Annotated in this window: 12 protein-coding genes; 7 read left to right on the plus strand and 5 right to left on the minus strand. The window is 52.3% G+C overall.

Translation table 11 applies throughout. The features are described from left to right. Positions 1 to 81 precede the first annotated feature (81 nt). Together LOK74_RS07805 and LOK74_RS07810 are read right to left on the minus strand one after the other, a co-directional pair. Positions 82 to 1,446 (minus strand): cytochrome P450, encoded by a 1,365-nt coding sequence (locus LOK74_RS07805; protein WP_230046074.1) that lies wholly within the window; start codon positions 1,444 to 1,446, stop codon positions 82 to 84. Positions 1,447 to 1,568: 122 nt separating this feature from the next. Continuing rightward, entirely contained in the window at positions 1,569 to 1,979 is a 411-nt protein-coding gene (locus LOK74_RS07810) for a DUF2203 domain-containing protein (protein ID WP_230046075.1), read from the minus strand. 112 nt (positions 1,980 to 2,091) lie between these two features. Here LOK74_RS07810 and LOK74_RS07815 point away from each other — a divergent pair, with 112 nt between their 5' ends. The 3 genes from LOK74_RS07815 to LOK74_RS07825 all read left to right on the plus strand — a co-directional run bounded on the left by LOK74_RS07815 (position 2,092) and on the right by LOK74_RS07825 (position 4,763). After that, a complete protein-coding gene (locus tag LOK74_RS07815; RefSeq protein ID WP_230046076.1) occupies positions 2,092 to 2,328 on the plus strand; it encodes a CDGSH iron-sulfur domain-containing protein in 237 nt (78 codons plus the stop codon). A 105-nt stretch (positions 2,329 to 2,433) separates the two neighbouring features. Continuing rightward, on the plus strand, positions 2,434 to 3,420 hold the full coding sequence (gene trpS, locus LOK74_RS07820) for a tryptophan--tRNA ligase (protein WP_230046077.1): 987 nt from the start codon (positions 2,434 to 2,436) through the stop codon (positions 3,418 to 3,420). A gap of 236 nt (positions 3,421 to 3,656) precedes the next feature. Then, entirely contained in the window at positions 3,657 to 4,763 is a 1,107-nt protein-coding gene (locus LOK74_RS07825) for a PRK06851 family protein (RefSeq protein ID WP_230046078.1), read from the plus strand. 57 nt (positions 4,764 to 4,820) lie between these two features. Here the strand turns inward: LOK74_RS07825 and LOK74_RS07830 are convergent, their stop codons facing one another. Next, the gene (locus LOK74_RS07830) at positions 4,821 to 5,717 is read right to left on the minus strand and encodes an EamA family transporter (protein WP_230046946.1); all 897 of its coding nucleotides are present in this window, start codon (positions 5,715 to 5,717) and stop codon (positions 4,821 to 4,823) included. Between the two features lie 313 nt (positions 5,718 to 6,030). Between LOK74_RS07830 and LOK74_RS07835 the strand changes: the two genes are divergently transcribed. Continuing rightward, complete coding sequence (locus tag LOK74_RS07835; RefSeq protein WP_230046079.1) at positions 6,031 to 6,204, plus strand: hypothetical protein; 174 nt, start codon at positions 6,031 to 6,033, stop codon at positions 6,202 to 6,204. Between the two features lie 159 nt (positions 6,205 to 6,363). On the opposite strand, the gene LOK74_RS07840 is transcribed toward LOK74_RS07835, so the two are convergent. Beyond that, entirely contained in the window at positions 6,364 to 6,702 is a 339-nt protein-coding gene (locus tag LOK74_RS07840) for a hypothetical protein (RefSeq protein WP_230046080.1), read from the minus strand. Between the two features lie 310 nt (positions 6,703 to 7,012). Here LOK74_RS07840 and LOK74_RS07845 point away from each other — a divergent pair, with 310 nt between their 5' ends. Continuing rightward, positions 7,013 to 7,777: an SDR family oxidoreductase gene (locus LOK74_RS07845; protein WP_230046081.1), complete on the plus strand. Its 765-nt coding sequence runs from the start codon at positions 7,013 to 7,015 to the stop codon at positions 7,775 to 7,777. A 218-nt stretch (positions 7,778 to 7,995) separates the two neighbouring features. Here the strand turns inward: LOK74_RS07845 and LOK74_RS07850 are convergent, their stop codons facing one another. Then, on the minus strand, positions 7,996 to 8,802 hold the full coding sequence (locus LOK74_RS07850; protein WP_230046947.1) for a serine hydrolase: 807 nt from the start codon (positions 8,800 to 8,802) through the stop codon (positions 7,996 to 7,998). A gap of 207 nt (positions 8,803 to 9,009) precedes the next feature. On the opposite strand from LOK74_RS07850, the gene LOK74_RS07855 reads away from it, so the two are divergent. Then, complete coding sequence (locus tag LOK74_RS07855) at positions 9,010 to 10,656, plus strand: peptide ABC transporter substrate-binding protein (RefSeq protein WP_230046082.1); 1,647 nt, start codon at positions 9,010 to 9,012, stop codon at positions 10,654 to 10,656. Between the two features lie 156 nt (positions 10,657 to 10,812). After that, positions 10,813 to 11,640, plus strand: a complete 828-nt coding sequence (locus LOK74_RS07860; RefSeq protein ID WP_230046083.1) for a M55 family metallopeptidase — start codon at positions 10,813 to 10,815, stop codon at positions 11,638 to 11,640. Positions 11,641 to 11,642: the final 2 nt, after the last annotated feature.

The raw sequence follows: 11,642 nt of genomic DNA on the forward strand, positions 1-11,642 counted from the left end.
CTGACTGACAGCAGGGATCTTTTTCTATTCAAACTACGCAAAAAAGGACTGAGCGAGTGGTGCGAGCGGTGACGAACGAGCTCATGATGTCTGTGTCCGTTTGCTGACTACCATTCGCAAGCCAGGATTTGGTCGGAGCGTAATCAGTGGTTCCGGTTGAACAGGAGGGTGGTTGTCAACCAGTCGCAGTTGGTAGGTTTGTCCGATGGTGGCAAGTATCAGTGCCGCTTCCATCAAGGCAAAGTGATTGCCGATACAGATACGCGGCCCTCCGCCGAACGGAAAAAAGGCGTATGGGGGATTGCGTTTCAGCAGGTCACCCGAAAACCGTTCCGGGCGAAACTGGTCCGGATTGGCGTAGTAGCGGGGATTGCGATGCATCACGTACTGGCTCATCATCAGGGTATCGCCAGGGGTAAATGTGTGTCCGCCGATCTCCACTTCGGAGACTACTTCTCGGTTGATCGCCCAGACAGCCGGGTAGAGCCGCATCGATTCCCAGATCACATTGTGCAGATAGGGGAGCTGCTGCAGATCTTCAAAAGAGGGATCTCTGCCTGACAAGACGGTGTCCAGCTCTTCCTGCATGGCTCGTTCCGCCTCCGGATGCTGGGACAGCAGGTACCAGGTCCAGGAGAGGGTGTTGGCGGTGGTTTCGTGCCCTGCCAGGAAGATCGTCATGACCTCGTCGCGCACTTGCTGATCGGTCATGCCCGTACCGTCCTGTTCATCTCTGGCTGCCAGCAGCAAGCCCAACAGATCGTTTCTTTCACCCGCATCCGCCCGCTCTCGTCGTTCGTTGATGATCGTGTAGATCACTTCGTCCAGTACGCTGCGGGCCTGCTGCAGCTCTTTATTTCCTTTGGTCGGCAGCTTGTCCGGCAGGTCGAGGAACGAGCTTGCTTTTCGGGTCACGTGTTTCATGCCAATGTCAATGGCGTGGCCGATCTTATGGACGCCAGCCTTGACGTCTTGCTCCATGTCCAGACTAAACATCGTTTCCACGATAATCGCCAGCGTCAAACTCATCATGTCGTCGCTGATCGGACGTACATCTCCATCCTGCCAGTCTTGGATCAGTTTTTTCGCCTTCGCTACCATCGTGTCGGCGTACGTGCGGATCTGGCGCGGTTGAAATGATGGCTGCATCAAACGGCGCTGCCGCATATGCGTCTCGCCTTCACTGGTTAAAATGCCTTCTCCGATGACGGCTTTCGCTGTCTGCAGCCCTTTCGCTTTTTTAAAATGCGCCTGTTTGGTGACAAGCACTTCCTTGATATGTTCCGGGTTGTTCAGTAGATAAAAATGGCGAGGCCCAAACCGGAAGTGAACCATCTCTCCGTATTCATCCGCCATCCTTTGCAAGAACGAAAGCGGATCCTTGCGAAACCAGTATAGATTTCCCGTAATTGGCAAACCACGCGGGCCAATCTGGACAGTACCCATTTTTTAAGCCACCACCTTGTCTGCATTTTCCTCACATAGCTTCCCAAGGGGTGGACTTGATTATGTACGTTGATGGATAGGGAGGGAGGAATCTGGTTGCCCTTCCCATGCTCATGATCAAACTACTCCGTGTCAATCTGCTTCCTTCCGGCAAATCCTTCGTGGATGCCATGATAGTGGGTGACGCGTTCCTCGCCCAGCTTCCAGCAGAGCAGCACTTCTTCCCCTTCGAGAATGGCCGGAAAGTCGACTAGGCCGATGTCGATATCTTTTATCTGAATGCCCTGTTGAGAGAGTGACTTGATCAGCATCTGCGCTTCCATCTCTTGAAACTCCAATCTGCACTCCAGGGTAAACACAGTGTCCTGATAGTACTTCGTCTCTTTCAGATGGTCGTGCAGCTTCTTAAACAAGAGGAGTTCCTGATAGAGAGTGTGGTATTCTTCTTTCATTTTTTGCAGGCGCAGCAATTCTTGTTCCAGGAGAGGCAGAAGGTTATTTGCTTCCTCCACAGTAAAATATCGCTTTTCCATATGTTGCACCTCCTCTTTTGCATTATACTCGATTACGAAACAGGTGAACATACAGAGCATCGACGGAAGCGCCGACAGCAGGAGCAGATTGGCGGAGAAGGAGGAGAAGCAGATGGCGATGTACGACAAAGGCAAGCCTTATGTGATGCATGAGGAACCGGGCTTACAGACGTATTGTTCATGCGGATTGACGGAAGAAGCCCCGTATTGCGACGGCTCGCACAATGGCAAACATACAGGGAAACGTCCCTATCTGGTCAAGGTGGAAGCGGAGAGAATCGTATCGATTTGCGGCTGCGGCAGGTCGGCTAAGCTGCCGTATTGCGACGGCACCCACAAGTCGCGCTGATGCGTAAGCGAACACCGTTTTCAACGGCTCGTGGGTTATGGTACAGTTAAGGCAAAACAACGGCCACCGATTTGGGCTTGTGGATGAAGAAGGAGAGTCGTAGAAGTGAAGCGTATTTTTTCAGGTGTACAACCATCAGGCAATCTGACCATTGGCAACTATCTGGGAGCGATCAAACAGTTTGTCGAGTTGCAGCATGAAGCAGAGGCTCTGTACTGCGTGGTCGATCTGCATGCCTTAACCGTTCCGCAGGATCCTGACGATCTTCGCAAACGTTCACGGGAGATAGCCCGGCTCTATCTGGCTTGTGGCGTAGATCCACAGAAGGCGACGATTTACCTGCAGTCGCATGTAAAAGAACACGCTGAATTGGGCTGGCTGCTGCAGTGCGCGTCCTACATGGGCGAACTGAACCGGATGACCCAATACAAAGACAAATCTGAAGGAAAGTCTGCCGTTCATGTTGGCCTCTACACCTATCCGGTATTGATGGCAGCTGATATTCTGCTGTACGATACAACCCATGTACCGGTGGGAGAGGATCAGAAACAGCATATAGAACTGACCAGGGACATCGCGGAGCGGTTCAACAGCCGCTATGGAGAGGTATTTGTAATTCCAGAACCACAGATACAGGAGTTTGGCGCACGGATTATGGCGCTGGACGATCCAAGCAAAAAGATGTCCAAGTCAGCTGAGAGCGAAGCGAGCCGGATCGCGATACTGGAGCCGGTTGATGTCTTTAAAAAGAAGATTATGCGTGCGGTGACTGATACGGACAACGAGATCCGGTTCGACCTCGAGCAAAAACCGGGTATCTCTAATCTATTGACGATTTACAGTATCTTTGCCGATCTACCGATACAATCGCTGGTTGAACGTTATGCCGGACAAGGCTACGGGACGCTGAAAAAAGAATTGGTCGAGATCATGAGCGAGAAACTGGGGGCGATTCAGCGCCGATATGAAGAGTTGAATGACCAGGCGGAGTTGGATCGCATTCTCGCCAGCGGCGCGGAAAAAGCACGAGTCTTGGCAGAACAAACGATAAACAGGGTCAAAGATGCGATGGGTCTGGTTCGCTTCTCGTAGGATAGACAGGAAAAGTCAGTCGGTTCCGATGCCGACTGACTTTATTTATGGTCTGATCCCTTGGTTCGAAATGGCGAATGTTCTTTTTTTGCATACAGGGATGGCTCTTGCAAGGATCGCAGAATCGATATGGAAAGGAGTAGGCAAACACCCATCCGCTCCTCTCGACATATATTGTCGTCGAGGGAGATGACACAAGACCCCATACCCAATACTGAGAGGAAAGGGTGTTTGCGATGCCAGGAACGATCAAGCACTTCTTTGCCGGCGGGCATACGGCAAGAGGATTTCACGGTTTTTATGACTCTATCCTGCAAGGACTGGATCGGGTGTTTATCCTGAAAGGGGGACCGGGCAACGGCAAATCAACTCTGATGAAGCGGATCGGGGAAGAATGGGCCGAACGTGGGTACGAGATCGAATACGTGCACAGCGCTTCCGAGGTCGGTTCTCTGGACGGGGTGATCGTCAGGCAGTTGAAGGTAGGTATCGTCGACGGGTCGGAACCCCACGTCGTGGAGCCGAAGGCAGTCGGGGCGCTTGAAACCTACGTCAATCTGGGAGAAGCATTGGACACTGCCGCATTGGTGCCGCATCGGGAGGAGATCCTGAGTCTGCGTGAACAGGTGATGGCTGCCTATCAAAAGGCATACCATTCATTTGCCGCAGCTCTCGCCGTTCACGATGAGTGGGAGGCGGTTTATATCCAACAGATGGATTACCAAAAAGCAGACAGCGTGGCGGAGGAACTGCTCAAGCGTCTTTTCTCGGGTGAGAGGTTGAACAAGAAGCCCACGGTCCAACACATGTACCTGGGGGCAGCTACCTCGCGCGGTCCCGTTGACTATATCCCCAATCTGACTGAACAGATCACCAAACGTTATCTGATCAAGGGGCGCCCCGGCACCGGCAAATCGACGATGCTGAAAAAGCTTGCCAGGGAGGCGGAGGAGAGGGGGCATGATGTCCTGGTGTTTCACTGTGGGTTTGATCCCCATAGTCTGGACATGATTATTCTGCCGGAATTGCAGGTGGCTCTCTTTGACAGTACAGCACCGCACGAATACTTTCCTCAGAGAGAGGGAGACGAGATCATCGATATGTACGAACGGGCGGTGGCGCCAGGAACAGACGAGGCGTTCGCGTCCGAACTAGCGGAGATCAAGAGGCGCTATACCGCCAAGATGAACGAAGCCACCTCTTGTCTTGCGGAGGCAAAGGCATTTCATGATACGTTGGAGCGGATCTATGTGCCAACCGTTGATTTTTCCATCGTAGATCAATACAAAAAACAGATTGAGGCAGAGATGGAAAGACTCTCACAGGTAGCTGCCTCCGGATAGGGGGGGAGAACGCCCACTCCCGGTAGGATCGGTCGGGATGAGTGAGCGCTTTGACGGTTACGTTCTTGGTTCGATTTTGACTACTCGCCTAGACGTTCGCGTGCGATAGATTTCAGGAACGGAGATGCCCAACAGGATAATCCCCACTCCCACCCACTGCAGGCCGCTCACCTGTTCTTGCAGAACGAAGGCGGACATGAAGACAGCGGTTGGCAGCTCTGCGGCACTGAGAATGGTAGCCAACCCGCCGCCCACCTTGGGAACTCCGACATTGAACAAGATGGTCGGGATCAGCACGCCGAACAAGGCCAGAGGGAACCCGTACATCAGCAGGCCCTCAAACAGCGCCCCGTTGATGAGAAACTCTGGTGGAAAAACGACAAACGTTAGCATCACGGATCCGGTAGCCATGATTGCGCTTCGCTTCCAGGGATCGACAGTAACAGCAGTCTTCCCGCTGAACAAAATAAACAGGGCGTAGGAGATGGCGGCCAGAAACCCGAGGACGATTCCCAGCAGCGTAACATGCTGCCATTCACTGCCAAGGATACCGCCTGCCAGAATCGTGCCTGCCATCAGCAAGACCAATGCCAGGATTTTGTCTGCTTCGGGCGGTTTCCGCTCCGTCACAGCCTCGATCAGCACCCCGATCCAGGTAAACTGAAACAGAAGCACGATGCCGATCGAGGCAGGCACATACTGCAGGGCGGCATAGTAAAAGATGCCGGTAGCACCTACCGTTAGGCCAACTCCAAGCAGAAGCAGCCATTGCTTGCGGGTTGCTTTTTTTCTGGACAAGAGAAGTGCGGGGATCCATGACATCACCGCTCCCAGCAACATCTGGCTGCCGCTTACCTCGTTGACGACAAAACCAGAATGGTAAGCCAACTTGACGAACGTGGACAGCACGCCATAGCTGCACGCCCCCAGAAAGACCAACAGCACGTAACGGATCATCTACTTCACGCCTTTTTTATGTAGTGGCAAGCCATCATCGTCACGGGGTGACACCCTTTGTCATTATACATAGTGCGGTGAGACAGCGCCATCCCCTGCAAAAAGGAGAGACATGATGGAAACCATTTTCTATCTAAAACGTACAGCCTCCAGCGCTGGGGGTTCGTTCTGATGTACCTCTACGTGAATTGGCAGCCCGGCTGGAGTCGGCTTTTGGAGAGGAGTGGGCAGGATGATTCACCGTATACCCTACCTCACGGAAGCTTCCGCTCCCAACGACAGAGCCTGGTTTGACTAGGTGTATTGTCAGTTGTTCGAGATGACACCTTACAGCAAACGGGTGTATCGAGGCTTTTTCAGCCAACCGCTTGGTCCGGAGTTGCTCAGACGGTTTCAAGCGGCCGAGATGTCCGCGCTGGAAGAGGAACTGTTTAGGGAAGCAGTTGTGGTTCCGGATGTGGTGGCGGTTGCGGAGGCAGTGTAGTTGGCGGCAATGATGTTGTGGCTGCTTGGGCAAGGAAGAAGTCCGACCTGAACCTGTTTTTTGATAGATAAGGCACCCTGTCCACCTATGCGTGACAGGGTGCCTTTTTTCTATAGTATATGCAGAGTGAGTGGACATTACCGCCTGGGTGGACGAACCTCAGCGTGGGCCGACGGATTGATAGTATTGGGAGAGCGAGGCGAGAGCCTGCGGCGAAATCTCTCCGTCGATTGCTAGTGCAGCTGGCGTCACGTACCCCTGGGAAGCAGTGTGATGCGTGTCGTACGGCGGCAGAATGGCATAGCCCGGCATCATGCTCTGCTGGCGAAAATAATGAGCTTGTTGATCATGGTAGTTTGCATTTTGATGATGAAAGTGAGCCTGCCGGTGATAAAAATCGGCGTGCTGTCGATGGACGTCTGCTTGCTGTTGATGTGCTAACGCCCTGTGGTGATGATCATCGTGGTGGACGGGAATGGATTCTGCATAACGGTTCATCAGATCGCCTCCTGATAGTTGTAGTGTCAGGTGAGCAGGTTTCACCGTTTCACAGTATTTCCAATCACTGCCGAGAACATGCTTCAGGCAGTCGAAATCCTGACAAGAGCGGAAGGTTCGGTAAACAGAAAGGTCCGGGAAGGCAAATAGGAAGATTCAAGAGGACAGGACTCTTCCTTGATGTTAGGGTATTAGGAATTAGTAGGCAACAATTGGAAATCCCGATTGTGATAAAACGGAACTGGGAAGCACGGTAACAAGCGAGTGCTTTCTTAATCGAAATCGGAAAACGATTAAAGGAGTTGTTGATGTGGGGAAGTTAGAAGGCAAGATTGCTTTGGTAACGGGGGCAAGCAGAGGGATTGGTCGTGCTATCGCGCAACGCCTGGGTCAAGAGAGTGCACTTGTTGCCGTTCATTACGCCAAGAACCGAGACGCTGCGGAAGAGGTGGTTCGACAGATTGAGAGGAGCGGAGGGGCAGCATTCAGTATTGGAGCGGATCTTGGCTCCTTATCTGGTGTGGAGGCCCTTTGCCAAGCATTGGATACGATGCTCCAAGAGCGTACCGGTGACACGCGCTATGACATTCTTGTCAACAATGCAGGAATCGGTTTGTATGGAAGCGTGGAGACGTTGACGGAAACAGCTTTCGACGAAGTGATGGCAATCAATGTAAAAGCGCCGTTTTTTTTGATTCAACACGCTCTCCCGCGTCTGAGAGAGGAGGGACGGATTATCAATATCTCTTCCGGTACGACGAGAATTGCCATCCCCGACGTGACGGCATACAGCATGACCAAAGGAGCAGTCAATACTCTTACGCTCACTGTAGCGAAGCAGATCGGATCTCGCGGAATTACGATCAATGCGATCCTGCCGGGATTCATAGCGACAGACATGAATGCCGCTATGATGGAAGATCCGGAGATGAGGAAGTTCGGCGCAGATTTTTCTGCTTTTGGCAGATGGGGACAGCCGCAAGACGTCGCGGACATTGCCGCTTTTCTTGCCTCTCCTGACAGCCGCTGGATAACTGGGCAGCTCATTGATGCTAGTGGGGGCTCGCATCTGTAGACGCTTTTCTACTAGATCGGAGCGTATATAGGCTCGGATAGTATACAGAAGTGGCGGCAACAAGGAAACGCAAATCTTCCTCGTTGCCGCCCTCATATTAAGATAGGCATTGCCTGTCTGTTGTTTACAAAACAAAACAGAAGGCAACAAGTGGCTGGATCGTCACACAGTTGGTTAGGGGGGCAAATGAGCAGCAGAGCCTTGCGCTTCGTTATTCGCTAGTTGCCTGCGAGAGACTGGTATACCGCCTGACCGATGCGGCCAATGGTGTCGTGGGCGACCTTGGCCGGTACGTCTTTGGAAAGTACGGAGAGAATACAGGCAGATTGTCCCACATACAGAATGCCCGTGTCGTGTCTCATGTTGGTTACGCTGCCCGTCTTGTGCGCCAACTCCCAGAGCGGTTGTGCTCCGATGTTCTCCGGATCCGGGTCTGGCAGGTGAAGAGGCAGACTGTCTCGGATCTGCTGCCGCTTCAAAATGGAAATCATTTGCAGGCAACTGTTGTAAGAGATGATCCGACCGCTGGCCATTCGACGGTACAATTCCGCCATGTCTGCCGCCGTGACCTGGTTTACCCCTTCCAACTCGGCAGGTATCACCATCAATTTGTTGTAAAAACAGCTGTTTTGCATACCTGTCTTTTCCATTATCTCACGAATGCGCTCCCGGCCGACATGGTCTATCAAGATGTTGGTGGCTGTATTGTCGCTTTGGATAATCATCAGCACGACCAGATCGTAGATCGTATACTTCTGACCTGGAGTCATGTGCTGCAGGACACCGGCTCCGCCCACCAGATCTTCAGCGCGGACGGACAGCAGATCGGAAAAGGCATACTTTTTCTCGTACACATCGGCAAAGACAGCGATCATGATCGGCACTTTGATCAGACTGGCGGCATAGAACGGTTGGTCCGCGTTCCACTTCCAGCACTCACCGGTTCCCAGTTTTTCCACAACAATTCCCCACGTACCTCCCGCCTGTTCAACGCAAGATACGATTGTTTGGCTCACGTCTGTCATCACAGAAAAACACACCCTGTCATCAATTGAAATCTATACAAAAAATTCTTAATATAATAATATAGGTCTTATACCTTGTTTGGCAAGGAGTTGGGGGGAACGGGACGGTTCCATAGCTGTGGTCACATACATAACATTTGCAAAAGAGAGACAGATCACGATACAATGAAAAAACCTGTCCCGATTCTAAACAACAAGGGGGTCAATATGAAAACGTTTCGCTGGAAGTCTTTGTGTATCGCTCTTATCTGTAGTGTAGTCTTTGCAGGGTGTTCGACCCAGGAGGCGGCTCCGCCTGCTTCGGAGGAAAAACCCCAGTCAGAGACGCCGTCCGATTCGCAGGAGGCATCTGCTGAACAAACCTTGAACATCAACATGGGTTCCGAGCCTACCTCAATCGATCCGGGGATCGCGCAGGACATCCCGTCAATGGCCGTGGCTAGAGCCGCTTTTGATGGTTTGCTGCGTCTTGGCACCGATGGTGAATTACATGAAGCAGTAGCAGAAAGCTATGAGGTATCTGAGGACCAACTTACCTGGACATTCCATCTGCGTGACACCAAGTGGAGCAATGGCGACCCGGTCACGGCACACGATTTCGAGTACGCTTGGAAGCGCGTGCTGGACCCGGCAACCGGCTCCGGTTACGCTTACCAGATGTACTACTTGAAAAACGGCGCCAAAGCAAACAGTGGAGAAGTTCCGATGGACGAGGTGGGCGTGAAAGCAGTGGACGACAAGACCTTGGTCGTGACACTGGAAAACCCGTCTCCTTTCTTCCCGCAGCTGGTCGCTTCCGTCACCTACTTCCCGGTCAACAAGAAAGTAGTGGAAGCAAACGAGAAGTGGGCAAATGAAGCGGACACTTACGTGGTCAATGGTCCTTTTGTTGTAAAGGAATGGGAGCACAAATCGAAGATCGTTTTTGAAAAGAACGAGAACTATTGGGACAAGGACAACGTGCATCTTTCCTCCATGACCTTTCACATGATTGAAGATGCCAATACCGAGTTGAGCATGTTTGAGAGCGGTCAGCTTGATTGGGCCGGTTCACCGCTTGGCGATCTGCCGTTGGATGCACTGCCTACGCTGCAGGAATCGGGCAAGATGCAGACGCAGGCGACTGCCGGAACCTATTGGTACGTTTTTAACACGGAGAAAGTTCCGTTCAACAACAAGAAGATCCGCCAGGCCTTTGCCTACGCAATCAACCGCCAGGAGATCGTAGAAAATGTGCTGATGAACAATGGCGAGGTTGCTCTTGGCATTCTGCCGCCATCGATGTGGTTTAAGCCGGACGGACACTTTAAAGACGGTGATGTCGAAACGGCGAAAAAACTGCTGGCTGAAGGAATGCAGGAACTGGGCATCTCTGAACTGCCCGAGCTGGAAATTCTCTACAACACGAGTGAAGAGCATCAGCGGATCGCCACTGTGATTCAGGACCAATGGAGAAAAGCATTTGGCATTGAAGTAAAGTTGAAAAACGTAGAGAACAAAGTGCGCAACGCTGAATTGGAGGCCGGGAACTACATGATTGGTCGTGCCAGCTGGATTGGCGACTTCAACGATCCGGTCAACTTCCTGGAGGTCTTCCGTGACGTGGGCGGCACCAATGATACCAGATGGCACAATGAACGGTTCAAGCAACTGCTGCTGGATTCCGCACAGGAGTCTGACAAGGCAGCGCGCGACAAGCTGCTTGCCGAAGCAGATGAAATCCTGATGGAAGAACTGCCGGTCGTGCCGATCTATTACTACACCTACGCCTGGGTGAAGAAAGACAGCGTCAAGGATGTCGTCATCGACGCACTTGGCTTCATCGACTTCAAGTACGCTTCCAATGCAAAGTAAGTAGAGATCGGCTGACAGAGTGATAAACGTGATAGAGAGAAGCGGGCCTATGATCAACAATCCCACAAAAGAGCGCGTGCAGCGCTCTTTTTGTTGGGCTCAGCCGTTTGCATACGATTGCCATAATTCGAACGTGAGGAAAGGATGTGCTCTGCCGTGAAGCTGTTTATCTCAGCGGATATGGAAGGAATCTCCGGGATTGTCGACCCCAGCTACATCAATCCAGACAACGGCAAAAACTACGAACGCGGCCGTCAATGGATGACCGATGACGTCAATGCGGTAGTGGAGGCTGCCCTTCAATGCGGCGCAGAAGAGATTGTGGTCTCCGACAGCCACTACCACATGACCAATATCTTGCTGGAAAAACTTCACCCCAAAGCAAAATTGATTGCCGGTTCGCCGCGTGACTTCTCCATGATGCAGGGGCTCGACGGCAGTTTTGATGCAGCTTTCTTCATCGGCTACCACACGCGACAAGGCGTGCCCGGCGTACTGAGCCATACAATGTCCGGGGTCATCAAGAACATGTACATCAATGATGTCGTTGTCGGTGAGTTTGGCTTCAATGCGATTTACGCCGGCTTGATGGGAGTACCTGTCTGTATGGTGTCTGGGGATGATCTGATCGCGGAAGAGGCGAGTGAACTGATACCGGGTATTACGACCGCCGTGGTTAAAAAGGCGGTCACTCGCACCTCCGCACTCTGTCTGCCGCTGGCAGAGAGCAGGGAAGTACTGAAGCAGCAGGTAAAGCTGGCGCTGCAAAACAAGGACCAGGTAGCGCCGCTAACCACAGCGACACCATTGGAGTTGACGATAGAGTTCAGTCATGCCGGACAGGCAGAGATGGCTGCTATCGTTCCCTTTACTCGCTATCAGGCGGAACGGACGGCCGTATCGCTCACCGCAGACAATCCCCACGATCTCTACAGAGGCATGCGCGCAATGCTCAATCTGGCTGGTACGGCTGAATTCTTTTAAGG

Origin of the sequence: Brevibacillus humidisoli, assembly GCF_020923435.1 — a bacterium.
In the GTDB taxonomy this organism is placed as follows: Bacteria; Bacillota; Bacilli; order Brevibacillales; family Brevibacillaceae; genus Brevibacillus_E; species Brevibacillus_E humidisoli.